Source organism: Streptomyces sp. NBC_01717 (genome assembly GCF_036248255.1).
Taxonomy (GTDB): domain Bacteria; phylum Actinomycetota; class Actinomycetes; order Streptomycetales; family Streptomycetaceae; genus Streptomyces.
The window spans coordinates 9,299,000-9,325,755 of record NZ_CP109178.1 but is presented as its reverse complement, the minus strand read 5'-3'; the positions used below and the strand labels follow the sequence as shown (position 1 = coordinate 9,325,755).

Below are 26,756 nucleotides of genomic sequence, written 5' to 3'. Positions count from 1 at the left end.
TCCTTATGAGTGGGACGACCGTGTCGGGGTCGGCCTGGGTGGAGTCACCGCGTGGCAGAACTGTGATGAGTCACGTCGAAATGGCGGACAAGCTGCTGATCAAGCCAACGGGGTGGGCCAGGCCGACGTCGACGTCCGGCAGACATCTCGGGGGCACGACAAGCCCTGACGAGCCGTCAGTTACCTTGTGAGTCATGCCGGAACGTCGACGCCGATCCTGACAGCAGCCCAACCCGGGCCGCAGCTCTACTCTCACAGTTACCTTCTTCGTGGCCTCGCAGTGAGGCTCCCGGCCTCCGGCCCCGGTATGACTTGAGCCCCCAGTCGAGATGATCGAAAAGGTGGTGTCGCCGGGTGCCGGAGGCATTGGCAGACCGCTGATTAGAGGCACGAGCGCCCCTTGGGCAGTCTCTTCGTAACGTGGATGTCGGCACGCTGATGCCGCAGGTGAGGCCGGGGAGAACGCGAGCACGGGAGCGAAGGGCATGACGGACGAGACTGGCATCGATGTCTATCTGGGCCTGGACGTCGGCAAGGGCGATCACCACGCCACCGCCGTGAGCCGGGCGGGGAAGAAGGTATTCGACAAGCCGCTGCCCAACAGCGAACCGAAGCTGCGGGAACTGTTCGACAAGCTCCGGGCCAAGCACGGAACGGTACTGATGGTCGTCGACCAGCCGGCTTCCATCGGAGCCCTGCCGCTGGCGGTCGCCCGGGATGCGGGATGCCAGGTCGCCTACCTGCCCGGACTGACGATGCGGCGGATCGCCGATCTTTACCCCGGTGAGGCCAAAACCGATGCCCGCGACGCGTTCATCATCGCGGACGCTGCCAGAGCGATGCCCCACACCCTGAGGACGATCGATCCCGCTGACGAGACCGTTGCCGAGCTCGCGATGATCGCCGGGTTCGACGACGACCTTGCGGGTGAGTCCACCCGGATCGCTAACCGGCTCCGCGGCCTGCTCACCCAGATCCACCCGTCCCTGGACCGGGTCTTGGGCCCGCGCATCCAGCATCCGGCAGTGCTCAGACTGCTGGACCAGTTCGGCTCACCCGCCCAGATCCGCAAAGCCGGACACCGTCGCCTCGTGACCTTGATACGTCCCAAGGCGCCGCGGATGGCTGAGCGGCTGGTCCAGGACATCTTCACCACACTCGACGAACAGACCGTGACCGTGCCGGGCACCGATGCTGCCGCGCTGATCGTCCCCAGCCTCGCCAGCTCGCTCCAGTCCGTTCTTGACCAGCGCAAACTCCTCGCCACCCGGATCGAGCAACTCCTGGAGGCCCACCCTCTTTCCCAGGTCCTGATCTCGATGCCCGGCATCGGGATCAGGACCGCGGCCCGCATCCTCATCGACGTCGGAGACGGCAGCGGCTTCGCCACCGCAGGCCACCTCGCCGCCTACGCCGGCCTCGCACCCGTGACCCGGAACTCCGGCTCCTCCATCCGTGGCGAACACCCCTCCAGGCGCGGCAACAAACAACTCAAACGAGCCTTCTACCTCGCCGCGTTCGCCTCACTCTCACAACCCGAGTCACGCGCCTACTACGACCGCAAACGCCGCGAGGGAAAACACCACATCGCCGCCCTCATCGCACTCGCCCGACGCCGCATCGACGTCCTCTTCGCCATGCTCCGCGACAGCACCTTCTACCAACCGCCCACACCGGCTACGGCTTGACGAAAGCCATAGAGGCACCTTTTCCCGTTCCTGGCTGGCCAGGATGGCGAGGAAGGCATGCGCGAGCATCGCAAGTGTGATGTGCCGATACCAACCCACGTAACGGCGGACTTCGTACTGGTCCAGGCCGCATTCGTTCTTCGCGCTCTGGAAGCATTCCTCGACCTTCCAGCGGCAGCCGGCGATGCGCACGAGGTCGGCGACGGTGGCTTGCAGGGGTGCGCTGGCGAGGTAGTAGGCGATCTCGTCGGGCTTGGCGATGCTGCGGCGGGCCAGCATCCAGCGTTGCCGGGTGGGTTCGTCGCCGTCGAACTCTCACACGGCCGGCAGGCGGGCTGCGGCCCAGTCGTAGAAGCGCTCGCCCTTCGCGCCGCTTCCCGCGGACAGCCGCTGCCATGCTTCGGGCGGGGCCTGGCCACCGGGACTACGCCGTTCACGGCCTGAAGCGTCTGGAGGATCAGCTCCGCCCGGGCCGTGGTCTTCGACGGCGCGATCAGGCTGCTGGACACCGCGACGACATTCAGGGGCGCGGTCATGCCGTCGCTTCCTCTCCGCTGAGGGAGGCGGTCTCCTTATGCGGTCATGCCGGAAGAGTTCGTACTGCGCCAGGATCTTGTCGATGATTTCCTGGGTACTCCCCGGGGAAGAACACGCCGGCCGCCGTAGACCTGCGCCTCGTACGTCATCTTCGGCATGGGGACGCACTGGCCCCTGTCATGGTGGTTGGCTATCTAGATCGCCTGGAAGTAGGGGTACGAGACCCCGGCGGCTTCCTGGTGGGTGGCGGAAGCCCGGCCCCGACAGCCAGCTCGAACCGGCCGCCGGACATCACATCCAGGCTCGCTGCCATCTTCGCCATCACCGCTGGAGGAGGCAGGGGCAGACTCGACACATCAGGGCACATCCGCACACGCTCGGTACGGGCCAGCACGGTCGCCATCAGCGCCCAGGCGTCACGAAACTTCGCGTGATACGGGCGGTCTTGGACGCCGAGGGGACCCAGGCCCGCTGTATCGGTCACCTTCGTGATCTCCGGGAGCGCGGGAATCCTGCAGGCCTCGGCCGTCGGGGAAAATCCGAACTGCAGAGGGCGCCCGTAGCCAGTCACAGCTCACGGTCGCTGCAGTTCTGCGAGCAGTCCGGAACCCACCGCCTTGCGGCGGGCCCCGCGCGCCGCTCAGCTCCGCCCCCGGAGGTCGGCTCCGGTCAGATCGCAGCCCGCCAGGTAGACCCCTCGCAGGGAGGCGCCGCTCGGGGTGCCCTGCGAAATGTGCACCGCGTGAACCACAACTGTTGCAGGCGCACTGATGCGAGATGGCCACCGTCGAGGGATTCCCGTTGGAGCGCCGCATATCGACGGCGGGACGCGAGGTCTTCCTTGGCCGTCACCACTTTGTCCATGGCGGACATCGTGTCTGCCATGGCAGATGGCTGGCGTCGGCAATTGCGGGCGTCGGCGCCAGCCGGCCCGGGAAGGATGTGCAGGAGCGGGCACGTGGGCCTGGCGGGGTCAGTCCGTGTTGTGGGCCCCGTTTGGCGAGCTCGGGGCCAGCGACACGTGCCGCGGCATGCGGGTGCCGGTGGGTCGGAAGGCGCCGTGGCAGCCCCTTGGCCGGCGTGAACGGCCGAGGGAGTCTCTGCGGGTGCGTGAAGCAAAGGGAATTGCAGGGATGAAGGGGGGGCTCGGCGGTATGAACGCCCCTTGTACTCGTCCCGGACCCGGTGGTGAGGTCCATCGTGGCACCGGATTGACTCGGTCTGGTCAGTGCCCCGGTGTCAACGGTCGTTGCCGTCGTTCGTCTGCTGGGTGGCCGGGTTGTGGTGCAGGGTCCATTCGATTTGGTCGTTGACCCAGCGCCGGCGGGCGTCTTCGTTCGTCCTGTGGGTGGCCGGGTTGTGGTGCAGGGTCCATTCGATTTGGTCGTTGACCCAGCGCCGGCGGGCGTCTTCGTTCGTCCTGTGGGTGGCCGGGTTGTGGTGCAGGGTCCATTCGATTTGGTCGTTGACCCAGCGCCGGCGGGCGTCTTCGTCGTTGTTGGCCCGTCCTGCGTCCCGGCTGCGGCTGTCGTCATGGGTGTCGAGGAGCTGCACGTGGTGGGAAACGATGGCTGTCCGGCCGTCGGTGGGGTGGGCCGCTGCTGAGGCGGGGCCCCCCGTTGTGAGGAGTCCAGTTGCTGCGATGGTCACAGAGGCGGCCGCGAGAGCGGCGCGTCGCGCAATCCTGAAAGCCATGATCTTTCTCCTTGCTTGCCGCGTGACCTGCAGAACAGGCCGCGAGGGCTTGCCTTTGATGAGGCACTGACGACAGTACTCCGAAGTGGTTGAACGGTGAACTACTTGGAGGGTGAGGTGCGCCATGTCCCGGAGAGTCGTTGCGTCGGAATGTTTCCGGTAGCTCCATCGGTTGCCTGCCGCTCGGGGCCGGGCAGTTGGCGGAGCGGCTCCTTCTTCTGTGCGTCGGCGCTGACGACCGGCTCGCGGTCGGCTCGGCGCTGTGTGACCTGCTCGTCGATGGAGCGGAGCTCGGCGTTGCGGTCCGGGTGCTGCTGGCCTTCCAGGGTCCTAGCCGGGCCTGAGGCTGAAGCCTTTAACCCCTTCACCGGCTGACCGTCGGGACGCGCGGCTCCGGCGGATCGGTTCCTCGGCGGGCTTGCGGCCCCCGCCCCGCTCACCGCGGCGGCATGAGCAGCGGTTTGTGCGTCGCCGCGCCCCAGCAGCCGCTCCCCGGCCTCGCCGGCGCCGGCCGATGCTGCCGCTCGTTGCGAGGGCGGCAGCACAACGCCGCCAAGCGCGGGGCCGGTTGACCGCACATTCCTCCGGGTCGCCATGCTGGATCGACGACGGCCGCGACCGGAGGCGATGCCTTGTTTCCCTGCGGCTGCGGTGGAGGGTGCAGGTCTGCATGACCGGCTGCGGCCGGGCGTCGTTCACGGACCCACCCGCCCGGCCGGGCACGTCACAGTGCGACCCGGGAGCCCTTGGCCGTCAGGGCGTGCCGGTCGCCCCGGTCCATGACTCCTGGGGCCCCTGCGCGGGTCAAGGGGTCGGCGTGAGGGCGCCGGTGGGGCGGGATACGGGGTGGCTGACCTACTCCGACGCCAGGTGCTTCTGCGGCCCTGATCTGGAAGTCCGGCGTGGCCGAAGGCCGCGCGGACCGGTGAAACCACAGTCGGCGCGTGTCAGCGCGTGTCTGTGCGGTCGAGGTCGGCCAGCAGTCTTTCCGCGTCGGTCATGAGTGAGCCGTAGACGTGCCAGGCGCCCGGTTTGGTGAGGGTGCCCCGGGCGATCATGTCGGTCATGGTGTCGTGCCAGACCAGTGTGCCGTCGATCGCTCCGCGCAGGCGTTCGCGAGGGGATGTGTCCGGTGAGCTGGTTGCCGGGGTGGGTTCGGCGAATGTCCGGACGGCTGCTCCTGCCAGCTGGAGGGTCTCGGCGTACTGGTCGAGGAACTGGTGCCCCAGGTGGTGATCGGCGTGGTTGTCGTGCGCGTTGTCGGCGAGGGTCCGTGCGATTCCGCGCACCTGGAGCGACACGCCGCGCAGGGCCCTGAACGTGTCGTCGTCGTTGAAGGCCGTCTCCTTGCGCCGCGTGTGCGCGACACAGCGTGTGTTCCACCGCAGGCTCTCGTTGGCCTGCCGCACCTGTTCCTCTGCACGGGTGAGGCGGTCGTCCAGGCTGCGCGCCTGGTGCAGCCAGGTGTGGGCCTTCGAGGTGAGCTGTCGCCGGGAGAGGCCGGTGCCCATGTCGTGCAGCAGTGTGCCCATGGAGCGGGCGAGGTCGCGTACGGCGGAATCGGACTCGTTCAGGTAGAGCGGTGGCAGTACGAGGGCGTTCACCGCGATGCCCACGGCCGCGCCGGTGAGTGTCTGGAGTGCGGGGGATATGAGACTGCCCATGGGATCGGCTGTGGTGGCGGCCAGTGCGATGACTGCGGTGGAGGCGATCTGGAGTCGGTCCTCAGCGGTGCGGCGGGGGCCTGCCAGGACCGCGATGACCGCGATGACCGCGACGGCACCCGCGGTCGGTCCCAGCAGTCGGGCTGCCGCGAGGGCGAGGACCAGCCCGGCGACCCTGGCCACTACATTTTGTGCTGCTTTGGTCACGGACTGGTAGACCGTGGACGCGTTGACCATGAGCAGAGCCGTGGCGACTGCCATGTAGGGCCGGCCCCCGGTGGACCAAGGGGCCACGATGCCCCAGGTGAGCAGTGCCGCGATGAGGGTTTTGGCGCCATGCACCACATGGTCCGCCTGCTTGGTGCGGAGCCGGCCGACGAGGCGGGGTATCGGCCCTGGCATCGTCACGGGCGCGCGTTCCGGGTGAATGGTTGAATCTTGCACGATATTGATGATGGCATCGTTTGTCCGTTTTGACCTGGTGACGTCGGCCACGGAAGCCCGCGGTGCCCGGTGCACCGTCTTCACTGCTGTCGCGTCGGCCTGTCACCGTCGGCGTCGGGAGGGCAAGGGGCTCGGGTGTGTGCCGAAGAAGGAGCCTCCAGGGATCCCGAAATGGTTCAGGTTGCTCCATCCAGGAACTGGGCGAGGTGGGTTTCGAGGTCCAGTGCCTCGGTTTCCCTGGCGGCGGACACGAGCTGGTACGTGCAGTGCAGCCACCGCTCGATCGCCGGGAGCGGGGCCGTGAGGTGGGCGGATCCGTGGGGGGAGGACAGCAGGAGGTGCAGGAGCGCCTCGGGGCCGAACCCGTCGGGCCAGACCTGCACGTCGCCGTCCCCGCTGAGGGTCCGGGTCCCTGCGGCGAGAAGGTCGCGCGCGAAGACCCACGGGACCAGGCCCTGGAGGCCGTCCTGGAAGAGGAGCTGAACGGCGAGCGGGTCCTGTGACCTGTAGAGCAGGTGGGTCGGCACGAGGATCCGCTCACCCAGAGGGGACGCGAGCTCCATGTCGAGCATGTGATCTACGCAACTGGTCATGGTTCGGAGTGCGTTGGGGCCGGGGACGCCGGGCCCGGGCGGTAGAGCGGTGCCCGGACCCGGCGCTCGCCATGGTCCGTGCAGTCAGCGGAAGATGCCGTAGTCGAAGCCGTGCGCGTTGCCGATCACGACGACCCATATGCCGCGCTCCCACCGGTAGAAGCGGTGGTTGTCGAAGCGGTAACGGTGACCGTGGTCGTTGCTGTACCAGTACCGGCCCTGCCGCTCCCAGCGGCGGTGGCCGTCCCAGCGCCAGTCGCCGCGGCGGTCGTCCCGGTCGCTCCAGCGGTGGCCGTCTCCGTCTCGGCCGCCCCAGCTGTCGCGGTGGTCGTTCCGGTCGCCACGGTGATCGCCGTACGTCGATGCGCCCTGGGTGTGGGAGGCGACCGCGGCATGGCCGGCCGCAGGATTCGGAGCTGCCGAGGCAGCGCCGCCTGCTGCCAGCAGGGTGCCGGCTATGGCGGCGAAAGCGACGGCCGCGGTGGCGGCGCGACGCCCGAAGGTGTGATTCATGATCTTTCTCCTTGCTCGGTGCCGGAGCCCTGTGGGTGGGGCCCTGGCGGCGCCCCGGGGTGGCGGGGCAGGAGCGACGCTACTCCCAAACAAGTTGAACGTTAAACGTTACGTCTGTGACATATTTCATCACCTTCAAGATCTGGTTTTCCGGCTCCGGGGACGTCGTGGCGAAGCCGGCTGCCGTCGCCCGCGGCGCTCTTGCTTCCGCATCGCCCGCGCTCACAAGCCGGCCGCGGAACAGCCGGCAAGCGGCGTCGTCCGCCCTGTCATCTGGTTCGGCCGTTCCGGGCGCCGCTCGTCGGCGACAAACGCATCGATGCCGATCTGTCGGCCAGGACAGTCAGGTCATCTGCGAAGAAAACTCCCGAAGTTGTGGACCCTGGCCGCACTGCCCTTGACGACTTTCAGGGCGCGGAATTCTTCCACCGGACCGCTATTTCGCTTCGGGGCCCCGGTGTTCCGCTGCGCGGTCCCGGAGTGGAGGGTCTGACGCAACGTCGATATCCCGGCTCACGAACCCGGCGCATTAGCTGTGCCCGTCGCGCAGGCGTTCCACTCGGTGGACGATGGTTCGACGGGTGTAGGCAGCCCTGAGGAAGTAGCCGCGGGGCGAATGACGGTAGTGCGGTGGTCCGGGCGGGGTGTCATGGGGTTGGTGGTGGCGCGAGGTGCTCCCTAGGTGGAGCGTGCGGGGTTGAGGTGTCGCGGAGTCGGCTCAGGTGTTCAGCCGCGGGTTGCGGACGTACGGATGCGACGAGCGTCGTGGATGACCTCGAACATTGGGACCACGTCCTCCATTCTGGCCGCGCCGCCCGCCGTTGCGCAGGAGCTGCTGAACTCGGCCAGGGCACTCGACGTCGTCCCCCACCCCCCGGTGCAGGCCCGGCGCCGCAGCTGCCCGCAGCCCGATGACGTGGCTGGCCACGTAGGGGCCTCCTACGCAGCGGTCGACGGTCGTGCGGTGATCAGCGGTTGCCGTCGGGAGTGGCAGTGCCAAGACCCGCCGGAGACCGGCCCGCAGTCGGCACATTCGCTTGCCCCGGCGTTGTGCGCGCCGCCCATCCGACTCCCGCGCCGTCTGTACGGCACGGCGCCGAGTTGGGAGCATGACGGGATATGCCCGGCAGGTGAGGGGTGGTTGCGTGGGGGCGGACGAGATCAGGTCTCAGGGCTTCAACCTGAATGAGCTGTTCCGTGATGTGACCTATGAGATCGACTACTACCAGCGTGACTACACCTGGGGCGAGGAAGAAGTCCGCACCCTGTTGAGGGACTTGTGCGACTCGTTCCGGAACTGGTCGGGCGACTCCGCGTACCGGCGCCGCCCGCACACTGCGCCGCAGTACTTCCTCGGCCCCTTCGTCTACCACGAGCCGTCGAGGAACTGCCGCTACCTCGTCGACGGCCAGCAGCGGTTCGTCACCCTGCACGTGCTCTCCCTGCAGCTGAGGCTGTGGGCCCAGGAAGCCGGAGATCCGCAAACGGTCGACCAGCTCAACCGTGTGATCACGACCGACGGGAAGCACTTCTGCGTCGGCATCACCGACCACGACCCCGTCCTGCGGGCCATCAGCGAGGGTCGCAAATACGAGACTGGGGCAGGGGACTCCCTCTCCCGCCGCAACCTGTGGGCACGCAGCCAGCAGATCGAATCCCAGCTCGCGGAAGAACTCGACGCGGAGGAACTCCACCACTTCACCGAGTGGCTCCTGAAACGGGTGGTCCTGGTCGGCATCCGCGCGGCCGGCCCCGACCACGGATACCGCATGTTCGAGACGATGAACGACCGCGGCGCCCGCCTCACCGCCGTCGACCTTCTCAAGAGCCACTTGCTGTCCAACGTCGGCGCGGGGGAGGAACAGCTCAACACCCAGTGGCAGGAGATGCTGCGGGAACTGTCCACCGACCGCGACGACCCCCAGGCAGCGTCGCGCTTCATCAAGGCCTACCTCCTCGCCCGCTGCGCACGCGAGGGCCACGCTGAGGACCGCCGCCAGATCACCACCAACCTCAACGTGTGGGTGCGCCACAACGCCACGCACCTTGGTCTGACCGCGGGACGCCCCGACCCCTTCCTCAAGTTCGTGCAGGACCTGCTGAAGTCGGCCCGCCTGTACCGACCCATCCTTGCTGCCACCCGCACGCTGAAGAAGGACGGCGACCGCCTGGAGACGGTGCTCTTCAACGAACGCAACGGACTCGGCATCCAATCCGTCGCCGTCCTCGCGGCCATCGACCCCGATGACCAGCCCACCGACGCCAAGGACAAAGCCCGTCTCGTCGCCTCCTACATCGACCGCTGGTACGCCCTGCGGATCCTGCAGGACCTGCCCGTCCAGTCCGCCGACGCCGACGCCCTGGTCCACACCGAGCTCGTCCCCCTCCTGCGCGGATGCCGCACCGTCGCCGACGTCGCCTCCATGCTGGGGGACCTCGTCCGCCGCGACGGGAACCCGGTGCGCGAAGCGGTCACCCTGGGACTGCGCGGCAACAACGCCCACCAGATCCGCTATCTTCTCGCCCGCGCCACCGCCTACACCGACGAGGCCTGTAAGAGACCCTCCGACATCCTCGCCTACCTCGACCGCGACCAGTTCCACATCGAACACCTGTGGGCCAACCACCACCACCGGGTGGCCGGAGACATCCCCGACCCGGTCGTCTTCCGCAGCCGCCGCAACCAGCTCGGCGGCCTCGGCCTGCTGAGGGGCCGCGAGAACTCCAGCATCAACGACCTGCCCTTCCACGACAAAACCCGCCTCTACGCCCGCGGCAACGTCCTGCTGGGCGTCATGGCCCCCGAGTACGACCGCCGCCACCCCGAGCTGCGCGACTTCATCAAGACACACCAGCTCGACAAACACCTGCGGGCCTTTGGGGCGAGAGAGACCATGACCACGGTCATCGCAACCCGGCAGGAGCTGTATCTGCGTCTGTTCGAACACATCTGGAACCCCGAACGCCTGGGCCTGCCCGGCGCCGTAGCCGCACCTCCAGCAGGCGGCTCCGGCCGGCCGCCCGCCCGCCCCCGCCAGGCCGCCTCGCGGCGCAAACCGGCTTCGGGCCGACGCACGGACGTGGCCAAGATGATCGACGCCCAGATCCTGAAAGCCGGCACCCGGATCGTGCTCACCTACCGCGCCACCGAGCACTGGGCCACCATCGACGCGAACGGCGGCATCATCCTCACCGCGACCGGAGGCACCCCCTACGGCCGGGTCGACGAGGCCGGAGCCGTCGCCCGCGGCACCAAGACCTGCCAGGGCATGAACGAATGGCACGTCGAAGACGAGAGCGGAGTTCGTGTCAGCCTGCGCACTGTCCGTGACCGTGCAGCGGCGGCTGGCGCCCTGTAGCCGGTCAGGCGGCTCTGTCGGAGGCCGCCCCCGGCCCTGGCGGTAGGACAACACTGTAAGGGGAGGCGGAATGGCGCACGACGCCGTCCACGAACTGCGGGTCGGTGGACAGCCTGTACCAGCCGTCCAGGAAACGGCCGCTCTCCGGCCGCAGGTGCGCCTCGATCGGCGCCACGGTGTGGCCGAGCCCCACCGCGCACGCCATGGTCGGCGTCACGTGCCAGGCCGGTCCCTGCGACCGGTTGCCCTTCGGCGTGAACGGCGACGGCAGCCGCTCGTCCGTCTCCACGTGCGAGAAGTCCACCAGCCACGAGCCGTGCACCTTCGGGTCGAACACCGGGCTCTCGACGTAGACCGGTACACCGAGGCCGACGATCGTGCCGTTCGCGGCCGCGGCGAAGGCCATGTTCACGTCGATGCTCACCAGGTAGCGCTTGAGGCACTCGTCATCGGTGAGCGTGCGAGCCCAGTCGTACGCTTCCTCCACCAGGACCTCGTCCGGGGCCTCGATGGACAGGTACGACGCGACGTCGCCCGCTCGGACCACACGGGCCCGGGTGCGCTGATAGCCGGTTGTCTTCATACCGCCCCCTTGATCGTCGTGCCTGCTCACCTACTGTCGCCCACGGCCGCGCGTCAATGAGGATGAGATCGTGGGCCCGTCGGCCGAGGTCCGGATGCGGGTCCCGAGCGCCGAGCCAGCCCAGAACGCACAAAAGCGGGCCCACGCTCCCCCACGGACCGTGGGCCCGCGCCAACAGGTGCCCTCGGATCAGCGCAAGACCGGATCGGAGCGGCTCCCAACCATCAACGGCTCCGTACGGGACAGTGAGGCGAGGTCTCTCCATCCCTCCTTGGAGAAGCTGAGTCGAAGCCCTCGGAGACGGCCGTCACATCCCTCCGAGGGCTTCGTGGTGCCCCGTTCTAGCCGACTCGTCAAGGGCCGTCCCCGAGCGATCGAATGCCTGGACCGTCCCCGCTCCTCCTGCAGGCATGTAACGGCAGGGCTGGCGTACCGGTGGAGCAGCGGACCGTCGAAGTCATCAATCCGCGTGTCTCGATGTTCGGGTCGGGCTGCCTGGTCGCGCCCGGAGCCGTGCTGACCGCGCACCATGTCGCCTGCCCGGGTGGGGACATGCAGCCCGTCACCGTCCGGGACAAGGCCGGCCGGATAGCGGAGGCCGAGGTCGTCTGGGCGGATGCGGCATTGGACGTCGTCCTGCTGGTGACGGACCGGTCCGTGGTCGGCACGGGCCTCGCTGTCGCCCGCTGGGGAGAGCTGACCTGCAATTACCCGGCCGCGCGTCCGATGTGCACGATGGCCGGCTTCCCGCGGGCCATGCGCCGGAAGCTGCCCGATGCCCCTCAGACGTTCGTCCCCGATGTGAAAACCGTTGATGGGCACATGAAGCCCGCCACGGGATCCCGCGGAGGGCACTACGGCTTCGAACTGAGCGATGCGTCCACCGGCTCAGCCGAACTGTGGCGGGGCATGTCCGGGGCCGGAGCGTTCTGCCACGACATGCTCGTGGGAGTCGCGACCTTCGCCTCGGACCACTGGCAGGGCGGCCTGCTGTACGTGATGCCGGCCGCCCGGCTGTTCGCCTCACCCGGCTTCACCGACGCGATCACCTCCGTGACGGGAATGGCGCCACAACTACAGCCCGCCGAGCTGAGTGTGCTGTTCACCGACGTGCCCGACCCGCAACTCTCCTCCCCCTACCTGCTCCACGCACGCTCGGCCGTCGTCCCCTTGTCTGGCATGACCGGACAGCTCGACACGCTCGACGCATGGTGCCGCACCAGCCGCTCCACGGACATCACCGCTATCACCGGCATGGGCGGCATCGGCAAGACCCGCCTGATGACCGAGTTGCTCCACTCCTGGCCCAGACCCGACCGGAGCGGCAGGGGCATGACCACCGCCTTCTTCGCAATGTGGATGTGGCGATCGGTACCGTGGGACGGCCGGGTGACAACGACCGGAGGACGCACATGATCGACACCAGCAGACGAGTCGGCTGCGGGCCAACCAGGTGACGCACACGCCGCCCGCTCGCGCGTCGCAGCCCAGGCACCCCACCCGGCAAGGAGAGTGAGTCCGCAGCGCCCAGGCCGACCCTGTATGGCGCCAGCTCCCTGAAGCTCCCGGAACGGCGCCGTGTCACCGCCCGCCGGAGAGCCACGGTACCCACGACCGGCAGGCGGGCGACCTTCGCCAGCCGCACCGCCGACCGGCCGTGGTGACTCCTTGAGAAACCCACCACGGTTCGGGTCCATGCCTCGACAGCGAGTCCCACTCACCACGCCCATCCGCAGATGACCGGCGTGGAGTTCCTGGCGGTGGCAACGGCGGCGCGTTCTCGTTGATCGGACTCGTCCCAGGGGGCTTCACCGGGGCGTTGCGTTCTGGCGCAGCATAAGGGCCGGCAAGCGCTCTGTGACGGTCCCAGGGCCCACGTAGAACGGCTGGAAGAAGGGACGGAGGTGAAGCCCGGCGTGCGGGCAGCGCCTCAAGAACTCGGAGGCAGAGCGAGCGTGACCTCGCCCAGCAGTGGTCTTGGGAGTGAGGACGCCCTCTCCGCGGCCGATAGCACGATCGATTTTTTTGATCTCTGCCCATGTAAAGCCGAGCCGGCGGTACTTGTTCCGCTGCTTCGGCCGCATGTGCTGGATGTCCTCCTTCGAGGCTGTAGTCATACCCGGATGCCACGAACGGGCCGAACCGCTAGTCATCTTGGGCATCAGGTCCATCCTTCACCCAGACCGGCTGTGCGTTGTCCGCGTGGTGTTCCCGATCCCGCGATCGAAGCGGGGCATCCGTCGGGGGGATCAGCGCCGTGGCAGGCTGCTCGGGTGGTGGAACCTGAACTACCCTGTGCCGCAACTTGAGCAACGCAGGCTCGTGGCCGGCCACGCTCTGCAACCGAATGTAGGCGGGGACCTCACCAGCCCAGCCTTCCTTGCCCGCTTGGTCTCGCGAGACTCCTTCGGCATCTGCGTAGCGTAGGCCGATCCAGCCGCTCGCGAAACGGTCTTATGGCGTCGGGCGGAACTTTGGGGGCCGCCCTCCGAGCGCCCCCAACCGAGCAGTGCACGCCCAAAGGTGACACCGCCCGCAGAACTCGCTTTGGGGCGCCGTTCACACGGCGGCGCTGGATCAGGCGTTGAGGTCCAATACGCGGACGAGCTCGCCCTGCCACCGCTTCGGGGCGGTGGTGGCGATGATCGCTCCGTCGGGGCGGTCGGGTGTGGGCTGCGCTGCGTACTGGCTGTGGGCCGCAGCCCATGTTTCCTGCCGGGCGAGGGCCAGTGCCGCGGCCAGATCCAGGTCCAGGACGGTGATACCCGGCAGTGCGGCAAGGTGCTCGGCTGTGCCTGGTCGTGCGCGGTCGGCTTCGACGAGCGCACACGCCGGGGCGTACAGGAACCAGCCAGATTCGGCGTGGGCCCGGTGGATGAGACGGGACGCGAGGACGTTGCCCTGACCGGCCGCAGCCATCGCCGTTTCGTCCAGGACAATATGCATGGCGTCGGTCACCGGCTCGTCACCTGGGCCAGGCGCCGGTCCAGCTCGCTGTCCAGGTCGTCCTGCTCGGCCGGGGTGGGGGCGTAGCCGTTCCACTCTTTCAGTGCGGCGAGGGCCTTGTCGGCACGCTCGGCACGCTCGGCCGGGGTGAGCATCGTCTCGGCCAGACGAGCCAGATAGGCGCGCAGCGACAGCCCCTCAGCGGCTGCGATCGCGGCGAGCCGGTGCTTGGCCTCTTCGGGGATACGGACATTGGCATCGGACATGGTCGTGCTCCTTCCCATTCCTCCAGCGTACGGGTACGTACCCGTACCCGTCACGCCGGTGTGGGTGACCGCTACCTGCCGAACGGGTGAAGATGCGGCCGGCACCGCCCAGCCTGTGGCGGACGATGAAGCAACGGCTGACGAAACGCTGCTCGTCGGTCCGCGTCATCCGCGACCTACTGCCTTCGGACTCACCATCGAGAGCCTGCGCAACTGCGTCGACCGCACCGTGAGCACCCTGGACAGCGAGCTCGCCGACCTCCACCACGAGCACACCAGCATCCGCCTGGCGCTGCTGAGCCGCTTCGACGGCCTGGACCACAACCACATCTGACCCCCAGCGAAACGGCCTCGGTGCTCGCTCGGCAGAGGCGAACAAGAAAGCAGCCTCGCCGACGGGGGCGGCGAGGCTGCAGCCAGTGCGGCAGGAGCAGCCCATCGTTGTGCCCGATTCGCCGCGCAGAGTGGAGCGGCGGCGAAGCGCGCCAGCAGCGGCCGGACGTCGCCAGGGACGCGTCCGGTCGAGAAGCTGGCGGAGGCCGATCGACAGTCACGCCGGGGTTGGAGCTCGAAGGAGAGGACCGAGCAGCGAGGAAGGGACGGCAGCTCGAGCAGGCCGCGCCGGGCCGTCAGACAACAAAGCCTCTTCCTCCGTCTAACGCGGAGAAAGACACCTCATGCAGTTAAGCCGTCAAGCCGAGGGCGGCGACCGCGCCCGTTCCGTACCCGGAATCGAGGCCGGATCGGGGCTTACGTAAGCTCTCGATCACAGAGACGGGGGGTGCCAGATGCGGTGGAAGCGACGCCACGACAAGAGCCCAGCAACGGAGCGGGAGCCGGAGCCATTGAATGAGCCCGGCCTGCTGACGCCGAAGCAGCGGGTCCGGGCCGTAGTCGATGCAATCACCGACGGCACCACAGCCCGCCCCGACCAGCTTCAAAGCCTGCCAGCCGAGGTCGTCCTGGCTGTCGAGCGTGATCAACAAGCGCCGATGGCAGACGCCTACCGAGAGTTCCTTTCCCTGATCGGCGGTGGCGCCGGGCGCTTCATGCAGGGGGAGGACGTCTACCACCCCCGCGTCCTTGGCCTGGGGACGGCTGCCCGCGAGCTGCTCGAAGAGAACGAATCACCCTTCCTCTTCGAGCCCACCGACCGCGTCTTCTCCATGCACCAGGGCTATCAGTTCGACTTCATGCGAGGCACCGGACCTGATCCCGAGGTCTGGTCATACTCCGAAGGCGAGCACGCAGACGTTCCCGTCCGCAGTTACGCGTCCTTCACCGACTGGCTCCGTGCGACCGCCGAAGCAGAGATACCGGCCTGGAAGCACCACGTCGAGACAGTGCGCGAGGAGATCAACGCCGACGGCAGTGTCACGTTGCACTGGTAGGCAATCCCAGGGGTCAGCTGCTCGTCATTTCCTTGCCCAGGATGACGGGAAAGGCGATGGATTCGTCGAAGGAGACACGGGCCTGGAGGCAGTGGTGAAGCTGGCCGAGCATCCGGTTGAACAAGTGCCGCAGAGCCTGCATGTGCCAGTCTCCTCCCGCCCGGCGGCGCCGGTAGTGTGAGTCCGCACCGGATGAACCGCTGAGAGAAGCGAAGGCCCACAGGTGGCCGACGTGGTTGAGCCGGTTGTTCTTGACGAACCGGCGCCCAACGTAGCGGCGTTTGCCGGAGGCTCGCGTGATCGGAGCCGATCCGGCGTAAGCCTTCAGCCCTCCAGCCGTGGCGAACCGGCTCCTGTCGTCGCCGATCTCGCCCAGGATGCGGGCACCGACCTGGGGGCCGATCCCCGGGAAGCTCAGCATGATCTCCGCGTCCGGGTGTGTTCGGAAGGCTTCCTCTGTGGCCTGCGCCAGGTCATCGACCGCCTGGCAGGCGGCGTCCAGCTGCAGCAGCAGGGCCAGTGCCTGCTTGCCCATGGCGTCCTCGACGAGGGGCAGCTGCCGTGGGGCTTCCTGGCGGAAGAGCTGCTGGATTCGTTCGGCGTCCGTTTCGATGCCTCGGCGGCGGCCGGCTCGCCGGAGCATGGCGGTCAGCTTCCACATCTGCAGCTTGGCCGCCAGGGCAGGCGTGGGCGCGACGGCGAGGATGCGGCGGGCATCGGGGCGGGTCAGTGTTCCAGGCTTGTCCCGGAACGCCTCGATCATCGCCGGGAAGTACTCCCTGAGCAGGGACCGGAGCTGGTTGGCGACCTGCTGGCGGTTCCAGACCGCGTCCTGCTGTGCGCGTGCCAGGACCGCGACGGCTTGGGCCAGGTCGGTGTCGGCGGGCAGCGGGCGGTGCACCGGCGCGTCGGTGCGGATGATGTTCGCGAGCACCAGGGCGTCGCCCGGGTCGGACTTCTTGCGGCTGACTCCGTGCCGGTCGCGGTAGCGGGAGGCGGCCATCGGGTTGACCGCGTAGATCTGGCGGGGGCCCTGCCTCAGCGTGGCAACCAGCAGGCCGCGGCTGGTCTCGATGGCCACCGGGATCGGCGTCTCCGCGGTGTCGCCGTGTTCCGCCAGCAGGTCGAGCAGCAGCCGGTAGCCGTCCAGGTCGTCGTTGATGCGGCACTTGGCCAGCAGCTTGCCGGTGTCGTCGACGAGCGCGACGTCGTGGTGTCCCTCCGCCCAGTCGATCCCGCAGAACACGTCCATGGATCCCGCCCCTTCTCCGGTGCCGTTCTCGAAGACGAGCACGCGGGGCCGCACGGCGCACTAATTCCAGGGCTCCAAGGCCCGCCACCTCATCAGCCGTGCGCGGCGCCGCAAGGCCGCACGGGCGCACGCCGTGTCCAGAGCTCGAAGCTCGTGAGGAGAAACGCGTCACCGTGCGGCAGCTCATCCAACGAGGATCCCGAACCTGACGGGTCCGCGGGGGCAGAACGTGCGAGGACCGGCCGGCACCCAGCGCCACCAGTCTTTACAAAGACCTCGCACGGTCGGAGGTGTCGTAGGGGTCACCACGGCACCGACCGGACCACACACGTCCTGCCCTGGGCTGGACAACGCCGCCCCGGGCCCCTCAGAGATCCAGAACCTCTAATTACTAACGGTGTCGTGCGCGACTGAGGTTGGGGCGTGTTGGTCTGGCGGGTTGGCTGGTGGGTGATTACCGCTCTGCGGTGCGGTCGGAGACGAGGCCGGCGATGGCCAGATGGGTCTCGGTGTAGTACTCGCGGCGGCCGAGGTACCGCTGGAGGGGCCTCCACTGCTTGTGCTCTGCGTTGGCGTGCTCGACGCATATCCGCTCCGAGGATTGCTTCTTGCGGGCCTCCTGCCAGGCGGTGATCTCCTGGGCCGAGGCGTCCTTGGCGGGCTTCTTCGGCGGCGCCTGGACCTGGTCGGGAAACCGTTTGGCCAGGCCCCGGTATCCGGCATCCACCTTGGCCTTGACCTGCGGGTATTGCTCGAAGAGGGCCTCGATTCCCTCGGTCTTGACCGCCGTCTGATCATGCATACGGCCCGGCCGGACCGCGCCGGTCCACAGAGTGCGGCCCTGTCCGTCGGTGATGACGGTGGCCTTCTTGGTGTTCTGCCGCATCTTGCCGGACACGAACGCACGCCGGCCGGGGCGGTGTGCCTTCGGACGCCGCACCCGTACCTCGGTGCCGTCCAGGCGCAGCTCGACACCCTTCGCGGTGGCGTAGGCGAAGACATCGGCCAGCGTGTGCAGACGCAGTCCCGTCTCGCCGGGGACCGCGAAGCCCCGTGCTGCCAGGAGCGGACGGATCTCATGGACGGCCCGCGTGACGGTGGAGCGGTCCACGCCGTAGAAGACGGCGAGGGCGGCGTGCGGAAGCTGGAACCGCAGGATCACCAGGGTCGCGATCACCCGGTCGGTGAAGACCAGTTGATGGCTGGGCCCGCCGCCCTCGGCGCGCAGCCGCTCATGGCCTCGGCGTTCGCTCAGCCGGGACTCTTCCCGCGCCATCCACGGGCTGGCCAACTCGGCGATGAGCGCCCCGAGTCGACGCCTCGAGATGCCCGTGCAGATACGATGCGAGAGAGCCGTACGGGCCAAGGATCGCTTCACAACCATCCCAACCCGTACGGCTCTCCTCACGTTCCCGACCAGCCGAAACCGCTGTCGTACACAACACCGTAACGAATTAGAGGTGTCGGCGTACAAAAAGGGCTTGCCCACGAGGGCTGACCAGGCAAAACGCTCGAGATCACAAATGAGGGGCTCACACCTCCGGCAGTACCTCCGGTGCACCTTTGGATCCCCCTGTGCAGACAACGATTCAGCCAACTGTGGGTACAACCCCCATCCGGGGTACGCCGCAGCAGGCTTACCCAGACGCTGGGAGCCAGCCGAACCGCCGATGCGGCCGAGGCACTCGGCCAGGCGCCGACGTCGGCACCGCTCCTCAGCGAGCTGCCGGGCGAGCCGCGCGCGGTCGATGTAAACGACACCAGTCGCTGGAGCTCGGCCGACTCGAGGGCTGTGAACCGCTCCGCGCCTGCGTGCAAACCCAACCCCCTGTACGCCGTGGCGGGCCGCGTACTACGCCGCGGCGACCGGGCGGGTGGTCAACAGAGCGAGCCACTGGCTGGGGAGCGCCTGCCGCTTGCTGAGGATGTCCGCGACGACGGGCCGGGCGTCAGCGGGCGCCAGCCTGCTGGTCTCGGCCCGGATCGCGTCCCATGCGGCCAGCAGCCGCGCCACCTGCTGGAGCGGCTCGGGCGCCACCAGGAACAACGGGCAGCCCGTGGCGACGCCCTCATCCAGCAAGGCAGCACCGTGAAGTCCGGCGACGCGCTGCTGGTGCGGACCGGGCAGATGAGCGTGCGGCGCGGCCAGTGGGGCGACTACGCCGGCGGCCCCGCTCCCGGCCTGTCCCTGCACACCGCCCCCTGGCTGCATCAGCGGGAGATCGCCGCGATCATCACCGACACCTGGGGAGTGGAGGTCCGGCCCAACGAGATCGACGCCTTCCAGCCGCTGCACCTCATCGCCCAAGTCCACATGGGTCTGGCGTTCGGCGAGATGTTCGACCTCGACGCCCTCGCCACCGCCTGCGCGCAGGACGGACGGTATGAGTTCATGCTCGCCGCCTCACCCCTCCCCATCACCGCAGCGGTCGGCTCCCCCGTCCCCAGCAGTCTCGAGCTCTACCGCCCCTGCACCCGGTCTCCCCGCAGGACTGAGACCGAAGGACAACGAAGGCCTCCCACACCACCGTCTCGGTTTTCCCAGCTCCACCAGCCGAGACCAAGGTCGGTGCAGCCTCCCGAGTCGCCTGCACCTGATGCGGTCACGCGGTGAGGGGCTCTTCGAGGAACTCTAGGATCGCCGCCCGCGCGGGCGTCGTCCCGGCTGCTCGCAGTCGTTCGGCGTAGCGGCGGCCGTGATCGGCCACCGGGCCGTGGGTGGGTGCCACCACGAGTGGGGCCTGCCCGCTCAGGTTGTCGGCGCCGCTATGGCCGCTGCCCCGGTTACGGAAACAACCCCATGCCGTTGGACTTCCCAGGACCCCCGTAGGTCGCGTCTTGCGCATTTCCCGTCAATTATTTCGTTCGATGCACGATGTATTGCGGAACCATAACCGTGTCGTTACGCTCCCCGGCACCAGGCTTCCAGTCGCTACGGATGGCCAATCAGCCGCGGAGCGGCGGTAGTTGACAGCCGACCGGAGGAGTCCAGATGGGTGTCACGCGCAGGGTCTTCCTGCAGGCCGCGATCGCGGCCACCGCCGCGGGCGGGATCGGGGCCGCAGAGACCGCGCTGGCGGCGCCGGCGGCGCCGCCAGTCCACCCGGCGACGTGGTCGGCAAGGTCACCGTCGGCTACCAGGGCTGGTTCGCGTGTATCGGCGACAGCGCCCCGATCGACGGCTGGTGGCACTGGAGCCAGAATTGGGGCCAGCCGCCGTCCCGGTCCAACACCGGCATCACGTGCTGGCCGGACATGCGCGAGTACACCCACGGTTACCCGACGGCGTACGCGAACCTGGGCAACGGCCAGCCGGCCACGCTGTTCTCCTCGTACGACCAGCAGACCGTGGACCTGCACTTCTCCTGGATGCAGCAGAACGCCATCGACACCGCGGCACTGCAGCGGTTCGACCCCAGCGGCCAGGAGGGGCCCACGCGCGACGGGATGGCGGCGAAGGTCCGCAGCTCCGCCGAGTCGCACGGCGTGAAGTTCTACATCATGTACGACGTCTCCAACTGGTGGAACATGCAGTCCGAGATCAAGACGGACTGGACCACCAAGATGTCGGCGCACACCTCCTCGTCGGCATACGCGCGGCAGAACGGCAAGCCGGTGGTGTGCATCTGGGGCTTCGGCTTCAACGACGACAACCACCCGTTCTCGGTCGATGCCTGCCTGGACGTGATCAACTGGTTCAAGGGGCAGGGCTGTTACGTCATCGGCGGAGTGCCGCGCGAGTGGCGGACCGGCGGCGCGGGCACCAAGACCGGGTACATGGACGTGTACCACGCCTTCAACATGATCTCGCCGTGGATGGTGGGCGCGATCGGCAGTGCCGCGGAGTCCGACAACGCCTACAACACCTACACCGTCGGCGACGAGGCGGACTGCGTCGCGCACGGCATGGACTACCAGCCGTGCGTGCTGCCCGGCGACGTCTCGGGCCGACAGCGGGCGCACGGCGACTTCATGTGGCGGCAGTTCTACAACATGTGCCGGGCCGGGGTGCAGGGCATCTACATCTCGATGTTCGACGAGTACAACGAGGGCAACCAGATCGCCAAGACCGCCGAGACACAGGCCTCGGTGCCCACCGACTCCGGGTTCCTCGCCCTCGACGAGGACGGCACCTTCTGCTCCTCCGACTACTACCTGCGGCTGACCGGCGACGGCGGCCGGATGCTCAAGGGCCAGATCGCCCTGACCGCGATCCGGCCCACCCCGCCGGTGGCCGGCGGCGGCGACATCACCCCGCCCTCCGCGCCCGGGTCGCTGCAGGTCACCGGCCACAGCGACACCACGGTCGCGCTGGCCTGGAACGCCGCCGGCGACAACGTCGGGGTCACCGGATACCGGATCATGCGGGTCAGCGGCTCCACCAGCAGCCAGGCCGGGACCACCACCGGGACCTCCTTCACCGTCACGGACCTGAGCCCGTCCACCGCCTACACCTTCGAGGTGGTGACGACCGACGCGGCCGGGAACCTCTCCCAGCCCTCGAACCAGGTCTCCGTCACCACCGACGCCGGCTCAGGCACCACCGATCTGGCGCTGCACAAGCCCACGTCGGAGAGCAGCCACACCCAGGTCCACGGGTCGGGAAACGCCACCGACGGCGACCCCAACAGCTACTGGGAGAGCGCGAACAACGCCTTCCCGCAGTGGCTCCAGGTGGACCTCCAGGCCCCCACCGGCATCCGCCGGCTGGTCCTGAACCTGCCGCCGTCCACAGCCTGGGGCACCCGCACCCAGACCCTGACGGTGCTGGGCGGCACCGAAGTCGGCACCTTCACCACCCTGCTGCCCTCGGCCAACTGCACCTTCGACCCGGCGACGGGCAACACCGCGACCCTCACCCTGCCCACCTCGGTCACCACCCGCTACGTGCGGCTGAACTTCACCGCCAACACCGGCTGGCCCGCCGGCCAGTGCTCGGGGATGCAGATCTTCAGCACCTGACCGGCCCCACGGCCCGCGGAGCCCGGCGCCACCGCGCCGAGCCCTCCGCTCCGCCGTACGCTCTCCCCGGCCACGCGGTCCCGGCACACGCCGGGGCCGCCCCGCCCGCGACCCCGGGGACATGCCCCCAGGGGTCCGCGCCGTGCACCGCTCAGCGCCGTGGGCAGATCACCTGCCTCGCGAAGCGGCGTCGACTCGGCCCTGCTGGATGCGGTGCGCGAAGTCGGACGGGCCGCCGGCTTCCGACGCCTGGCGACCGAGGGGACTTCACCGAGGGGGCCCGTGCCTTCTACCAGGCCTCCGGCTTGAGGCCCGTGAGCAAGATGCTTGATCAGGAGCTCTGAGATCCACAGAACGGGAGACCGGGGAGTAGCACCGGCCGTCGTAGATGATCATGACGCGGCGTCCGCGGCCCGGAGTTCGAGCGTGCAGCACTTGGCGCTGCCGCCGGACTTCAGGAGTTCGGAGAGCTCCACGCCGACGGGCACGTACCCCCCTCTCCCGCAGCTGGGCGGCGAGTCCGGTGGCCTGCTCGGCCATGACCACGTTCCCGCCGTCGGAGACCGCGTTGAGGCCGAACACCTCGGCGTCGTGGTCCGTGGCGAGCACCGCGTCGGGGTAGAGCTCCGCGAGACGGGCCCGGCTGCCGGCGGAGAAGGCCGCCGGGTAGTACATGATCTCGTCGTCGTCGAGGACGGCGAGCGCGGTGTCCACGTGGTAGAAGCGGGGATTGACCAGAGTCAGCCCGACCACCTCGTGCCCGAACAGCTCACCGGCCTCCTCGTGCGACCGCCGAACAGCGCGACGGCATCAGCCCGAAACTCAGGTGAGTACTTCGACGTCCCCAACAGGAACTCCTGTCCTATGGATCTTCACGATGATCAGCGTGTCCACGATCGCGGGGAAAGGCCCCCATTGCCGGCCCAGACGTTGGCGGGCCAGGTCGAAGGCCGCGATTGGTCGCGACATCCCAGGTCGGCCTCCGCATCCAATAGGTCCTCGGGTCGGTCCAGGAAACCCTCGTAGAACGACCTAAGGTCGCGGAGACGTCCTCGCGCGTCGCGTCCGGCCTGTGTGCGGCAGCGCTGGCGTCGGCAGGTTCCCTCTTCCGGCCGCAGTGGGAGTCGGGGCTGCTGTGCCATTCGGGCAGCCCCGAGGACCCCGGAATGACAGGGCCCTCGGGCCGGCCCAACCCGTCACCGAACACGTCGTCGTTTCAGTCCGTTGTGCGTCGATGCTTCTCTGCGGCGCGTTGCCGCCCGGACCCGCGGAGAGGGGACCGGGCGGCGTGCCGGTGGAACCCAGGGGCCGTCAGTCGCCGCCCCGTCGGGTGGTGGAAGACTGCGTTGTCGCCCCGTCGTTGATCACGAACTGTGAGCCGGGCTCGACTAGGATGCTGCCGTCGGTCGAGTCGGTGATCGTCACGTTCGAGAGCGTCGCGCTGCCGCGGGCTCCGCCGTGGGCGCGGATGCCCGCGCCGTTGTTGGACTTGGAGATCCTCACATCATTGATCTTCACGTCCGGTGTGGCACCCCCGCCCGACTTGAACTGGATGCCGTCGTACGTCGAGTCGTGGATGTCGGTGTCGCGGATTGTGACGCCGGGGATGTTCAGGCCCGACGCGAACAGGGTGATGGCGCCGAACTCTTGTGCCTCTCCCCAGAACGCCCCACCCGTGCGGTACAGGCCGTTGTTCGCGATCAGCGTCTGTCCGGAGAAGGGCAGCGGGTCGTGGTCCGTGGCGAGCATGATGCCGGGATAGTTCATGGTGTCGTAGACCAGGTTGTTCTCGATCTTGTTGCCGTATCCGCCGTACACCGCGATGCCGTTGGCGCGCCACGGCAGCTGGACCGTGTTGTTGCGGAAGACGTTGTCGTGACCGATGTCCACCGACTGGTCCCTCACGTACTTGTTCGCCCAGACCGCAAGCGCATCGTCACCGGTGTTGCGGAACGACGAGTTGAACACCACGGAATTGCGAGTCCCGTTGGTGAAGTTCACGCCGTCCGCGTAGGTGTTGCGGATCCGCATGCCGCTGAACTCCACGCCGTCGCCCGGGCCCCACAGGGCCGGGATGTTGTCGTAGTCGCGGCCGACCCACGCGGCCACGTTGGCGTGCTCGATCCACACATTCGTGATCTTGGTGTCCTTTCCGAACCGGCCGTTGAGACCGACCCCGCCCTCCTGGTTGCCGTCGCCGCCGCGGATGGTGCCCGAGCCGAAGATGGCGATGTCGGAGATCTTGGTGTTGTGGTCGATATCGAAGCCGAAGTTGCCCTCGTGCGGGTGGTTGATGCCGCCCGCCTCGTGCGGTGGGGTCAGCGTGTACAGCTGGGAGTGCCACATGCCCGCGCCGCGGATCGTGACGTCCCTGATGCCCACCTGGTTGAACTGACCCCGGTCCTCCGGGTCGTCGGTGAGGATCTTCTGCTCCTGCCGCCACTGTCCGGCTGGGATCCACACGCACTCGATGGTGCCGTTCTGGTCGGCGGTCACGGCCCGCTGGATGGCACCGGCGTCGTCGATCCCGTCGTTCGGGATCGCGCCGTACTCGGTGATCGAGGTGCACGCGGCCGGTTTACTCGCCGCCGGTGCCACCTGCTCCAGATCGATCAGATCGACGATGTAGTACGCGGCGTCGTCACCGGCGTCGCGCTGGAGCCGGAACTTGGTGCCCTCCGGGTACGTCTGCGCAAGGAGCGCGTGCGACTCGTCGAAGAGCCGCCGTGCGTCGCCGCCGGGGGTGTTGGTCAGCCCCTCCGGAGCGTCGGTGTTGCCGTACAACCAGCTGTGCTTGGAGGACAGGGTCACTTTCTGTACGAAGGTGCCATTCGCGTAGAGACTGAGGGTGGCCTCCCTGCCGCCGCCGCCCGCCGCGTCCGGGATAGAGTTGCGTACGACGATCGAGTTGGACGCGCTGGTCGAGATGACCTCCACGTACTGGCCCGTGGAGTTGAGCCGTACTGACTTGCGGCCCGAGGACTCCGTGGAGAAGTTGGTGTGCCCGAAGGTGCGCTCGGGGTCGGCTTCGAGAAGCGTGCCCTCGTACTTGGCGTCCTCCGCCTCGTACTCGACATACGGCACGGCCGCCCCGCGCCCGACCACGATGGAGCGTGCGAACACGTTGTTGTCCTCGTTCGTCTCGTCCACGACGTCGGCGGCGTCGGCGGTCGCGGTGAGCGTCGCCCCGCCGCTGGTCGCGGTCCAGCTGCCGCTGATGTCGACGGTGGCTGTCTCGGTGGCGGGGACCGCGGGAGCGGTGCCGCTCAAGGTGGTGCTGCCTACCGTCAGGCGTGTGACCGAACCGGCGCCCACCGTGCTGGTGCCGCGGTTGTGGACCCTCACCGTGAACGTGACGTTCGACCCGACGGCAGGGTTGGCCGGGTTGGAGGTGATACCGGTGACTTCCAGGTCGGGGCCCGGGCTCTGGCCGACGGTCAGCTCCGCGTCTGCGGTGCGACTGTTGTTGCTGTTGTCCTGCTCGGAGATCGTGTCCGTCGGGTCGACCACCGCAGAGACGGTGTACCTGCCCTGCGCCCGCTTGCCGATGGTGACCGGCACGGTCGCCGACTCGCTGGCGCCGAGCGCGGGCACCGGGGCGCTGCCCGCGACCGTTCCGTCCAGGCTGACGTTCACGGTCGTCGCGGCCGCGGCCGCCGAACCGATGTTGCTGACGATGGCGTTCATCCTGATCTCGTCGCTCTCGGTGGGCTGTGGGGGATCCCAGGAGAGGTCGGCGAGGGTCAGGTCAGGGTTGGGTGCCGCGGTGCCCATGACCTGGAACTCCGCGACCTGGCCGCCGTACCCGGAGCTGTTGCTGAAGATCTTCAGCTGTACGTCGGCGTAGCGGCCGGTGACCGGGATCGTCACGGTGTTCTGGTTACCCGAGGGGTTGAACGTGTAGTCCGCCCGAGCCTTCAGCGAAGTGAAGTTGTCGGCGGACTGCTCACGCCCGAGCACTTCGATGCTCTGCGTGCGCGTCGACCAGATCGCGTCGGGATTGAGCTTGACCACGATCGACTCCAGATCGGCATTGGCGCCGAGTTTCACCGTCAGCGTCGACGGATGGCCGCTCGACTCCCAATAGGTGCTCGTGCTGTTGTCGTTGGCGTTCGTGGCGAAGTAGTTCTGCGTCGACGAGGACGCCTCGATCGGCTTACTTAGCGCGAGGTTAGCCGCCTCGGCCAAGGGCTGTGCGGTGGCTGCGCCGGCAGTGACGGGCAGGAGCCCGACCGCTATCAGTCCGGCGCTGAGTGCGGCGGTGATCAGCTGTCGGCCGTGTTGCTTCCATCTCATGGCGTCCTCTGTTCCACGGGGGCTGGGGGTTGCCGACGGTGCGCCATGTCGGCACACCGCTGCGGGAGGAGCGGGAGAGCGTCGCGCGGGCGACTCAATTCAGTCGCCGGGAGAGATCGCGTGAGCGTGCGACGTATTTTGAGAGATTCAGTTGATGTTTTGCGCATGCAGCATCACAGACTTACCAGAGGTCATGAGATTGTCAACGCTCCTCACACGGCGGCCAACCGTCCCTGCACAACGCGGCAGTTCAGCGCCCTGGGGCCTCCATCGTGCGCGGGTGGCTGGTCACCCAGGCTTGAGCCGCGCTGATGCCTGCGGGACACTGGCCTGCCGCCGAACAGGTGGCCACACCCTCCTGCGGTCCCTGACCGGGGGTACGAACGCCGTCTCCCGGGCACGGTACGACCGCGGCCACGGCGCGGGCGGCGCGATCACGCCGTGGTCCGCGGCGACACCCGGACGTTCTACGGTTCGACGAACGCCCGGGGCAGATGGGCGGGTGCCAGCAGGGCCTCGCGGGAGGCGCGGGCGGTGTCTGGGTCGCGCTCGTGGGCGTAGTTTTCG

Annotated in this window: 18 protein-coding genes and 6 pseudogenes; 7 read left to right on the top strand and 17 right to left on the bottom strand. The window is 68.2% G+C overall.

What is annotated here, in order from left to right:
• Positions 1-485 precede the first annotated feature (485 nt).
• A complete protein-coding gene (locus OHB49_RS42205; protein WP_329156844.1) occupies positions 486-1,688 on the top strand; it encodes an IS110 family transposase in 1,203 nt (400 codons plus the stop codon).
• Positions 1,689-1,727: 39 nt separating this feature from the next.
• On the opposite strand, the pseudogene OHB49_RS42200 reads toward OHB49_RS42205, so the two are convergent.
• The 8 genes and pseudogenes from OHB49_RS42200 to OHB49_RS42165 form a co-directional block, all read right to left on the bottom strand.
• A pseudogene (locus tag OHB49_RS42200) lies at positions 1,728-2,093 on the bottom strand (IS701 family transposase); the annotation flags it as partial.
• Between the two features lie 322 nt (positions 2,094-2,415).
• Entirely contained in the window at positions 2,416-2,709 is a 294-nt protein-coding gene (locus OHB49_RS42195) for an LLM class flavin-dependent oxidoreductase (protein WP_329166276.1), read from the bottom strand.
• A 156-nt stretch (positions 2,710-2,865) separates the two neighbouring features.
• On the bottom strand, positions 2,866-2,964 hold the full coding sequence (locus OHB49_RS42190; protein ID WP_329166275.1) for a pentapeptide repeat-containing protein: 99 nt from the start codon (positions 2,962-2,964) through the stop codon (positions 2,866-2,868).
• A 500-nt stretch (positions 2,965-3,464) separates the two neighbouring features.
• On the bottom strand, positions 3,465-3,920 hold the full coding sequence (locus tag OHB49_RS42185; RefSeq protein ID WP_329156850.1) for a hypothetical protein: 456 nt from the start codon (positions 3,918-3,920) through the stop codon (positions 3,465-3,467).
• 176 nt (positions 3,921-4,096) lie between these two features.
• Positions 4,097-4,255: pseudogene (locus tag OHB49_RS42180) on the bottom strand (ISAzo13-like element transposase-related protein); the annotation flags it as partial.
• A 612-nt stretch (positions 4,256-4,867) separates the two neighbouring features.
• The gene (locus OHB49_RS42175) at positions 4,868-6,028 is read right to left on the bottom strand and encodes an aromatic acid exporter family protein (RefSeq protein WP_329156852.1); all 1,161 of its coding nucleotides are present in this window, start codon (positions 6,026-6,028) and stop codon (positions 4,868-4,870) included.
• A 176-nt stretch (positions 6,029-6,204) separates the two neighbouring features.
• Entirely contained in the window at positions 6,205-6,621 is a 417-nt protein-coding gene (locus OHB49_RS42170; RefSeq protein ID WP_329156854.1) for an SsgA family sporulation/cell division regulator, read from the bottom strand.
• An 84-nt stretch (positions 6,622-6,705) separates the two neighbouring features.
• Positions 6,706-7,134: a hypothetical protein gene (locus OHB49_RS42165; RefSeq protein ID WP_329156855.1), complete on the bottom strand. Its 429-nt coding sequence runs from the start codon at positions 7,132-7,134 to the stop codon at positions 6,706-6,708.
• A gap of 1,109 nt (positions 7,135-8,243) precedes the next feature.
• Here OHB49_RS42165 and OHB49_RS42160 point away from each other — a divergent pair.
• A complete protein-coding gene (locus OHB49_RS42160; protein WP_329156856.1) occupies positions 8,244-10,493 on the top strand; it encodes a DUF262 domain-containing protein in 2,250 nt (749 codons plus the stop codon).
• 100 nt (positions 10,494-10,593) lie between these two features.
• Here the strand turns inward: OHB49_RS42160 and OHB49_RS42155 are convergent.
• Positions 10,594-10,995: pseudogene (locus OHB49_RS42155) on the bottom strand (telomere-associated protein Tap); the annotation flags it as partial.
• 516 nt (positions 10,996-11,511) lie between these two features.
• Between OHB49_RS42155 and OHB49_RS42150 the strand changes: the two are divergent.
• Positions 11,512-12,492 (top strand): S1 family peptidase, encoded by a 981-nt coding sequence (locus OHB49_RS42150; protein ID WP_329156858.1) that lies wholly within the window; start codon positions 11,512-11,514, stop codon positions 12,490-12,492.
• A gap of 1,161 nt (positions 12,493-13,653) precedes the next feature.
• Here the strand turns inward: OHB49_RS42150 and OHB49_RS42145 are convergent.
• Complete coding sequence (locus OHB49_RS42145; RefSeq protein ID WP_329166279.1) at positions 13,654-14,022, bottom strand: hypothetical protein; 369 nt, start codon at positions 14,020-14,022, stop codon at positions 13,654-13,656.
• 8 nt (positions 14,023-14,030) lie between these two features.
• Complete coding sequence (locus OHB49_RS42140) at positions 14,031-14,288, bottom strand: hypothetical protein (RefSeq protein WP_329156860.1); 258 nt, start codon at positions 14,286-14,288, stop codon at positions 14,031-14,033.
• A gap of 115 nt (positions 14,289-14,403) precedes the next feature.
• Here OHB49_RS42140 and OHB49_RS42135 point away from each other — a divergent pair, with 115 nt between their 5' ends.
• Both OHB49_RS42135 and OHB49_RS42130 read left to right on the top strand, forming a co-directional pair.
• Positions 14,404-14,622, top strand: coding sequence for a hypothetical protein (locus tag OHB49_RS42135; protein WP_329156861.1), 219 nt, complete (start codon positions 14,404-14,406; stop codon positions 14,620-14,622).
• Positions 14,623-15,133: 511 nt separating this feature from the next.
• The gene (locus tag OHB49_RS42130) at positions 15,134-15,679 is read left to right on the top strand and encodes an SMI1/KNR4 family protein (RefSeq protein WP_329156862.1); all 546 of its coding nucleotides are present in this window, start codon (positions 15,134-15,136) and stop codon (positions 15,677-15,679) included.
• Positions 15,680-15,692: 13 nt separating this feature from the next.
• Here OHB49_RS42130 and OHB49_RS42125 read toward each other — a convergent pair whose 3' ends face one another.
• The 3 genes from OHB49_RS42125 to OHB49_RS42115 form a co-directional block, all read right to left on the bottom strand.
• Entirely contained in the window at positions 15,693-16,931 is a 1,239-nt protein-coding gene (locus tag OHB49_RS42125) for an IS110 family transposase (protein ID WP_329156864.1), read from the bottom strand.
• 454 nt (positions 16,932-17,385) lie between these two features.
• On the bottom strand, positions 17,386-18,315 hold the full coding sequence (locus OHB49_RS42120; protein WP_329156865.1) for a transposase family protein: 930 nt from the start codon (positions 18,313-18,315) through the stop codon (positions 17,386-17,388).
• Between the two features lie 468 nt (positions 18,316-18,783).
• The gene (locus tag OHB49_RS42115; RefSeq protein ID WP_329156868.1) at positions 18,784-19,011 is read right to left on the bottom strand and encodes a hypothetical protein; all 228 of its coding nucleotides are present in this window, start codon (positions 19,009-19,011) and stop codon (positions 18,784-18,786) included.
• Between OHB49_RS42115 and OHB49_RS42110 the strand changes: the two are divergent.
• Positions 19,012-19,374 (top strand): annotated as a pseudogene (locus OHB49_RS42110) (cyclase family protein); the annotation flags it as partial.
• Positions 19,375-19,585: 211 nt separating this feature from the next.
• Here the strand turns inward: OHB49_RS42110 and OHB49_RS46005 are convergent.
• A pseudogene (locus tag OHB49_RS46005) lies at positions 19,586-19,693 on the bottom strand (alpha/beta hydrolase); the annotation flags it as partial.
• A gap of 349 nt (positions 19,694-20,042) precedes the next feature.
• Between OHB49_RS46005 and OHB49_RS42100 the strand changes: the two are divergent.
• Entirely contained in the window at positions 20,043-21,893 is a 1,851-nt protein-coding gene (locus OHB49_RS42100; RefSeq protein WP_443079626.1) for a discoidin domain-containing protein, read from the top strand.
• A 392-nt stretch (positions 21,894-22,285) separates the two neighbouring features.
• Here the strand turns inward: OHB49_RS42100 and OHB49_RS42095 are convergent.
• Both OHB49_RS42095 and OHB49_RS42090 read right to left on the bottom strand, forming a co-directional pair.
• Positions 22,286-22,697, bottom strand: a pseudogene (locus tag OHB49_RS42095) (dimethylarginine dimethylaminohydrolase family protein); the annotation flags it as partial.
• A 507-nt stretch (positions 22,698-23,204) separates the two neighbouring features.
• Complete coding sequence (locus OHB49_RS42090) at positions 23,205-26,189, bottom strand: CARDB domain-containing protein (protein WP_329156872.1); 2,985 nt, start codon at positions 26,187-26,189, stop codon at positions 23,205-23,207.
• Between the last annotated feature and the right edge of the window lie 567 nt (positions 26,190-26,756).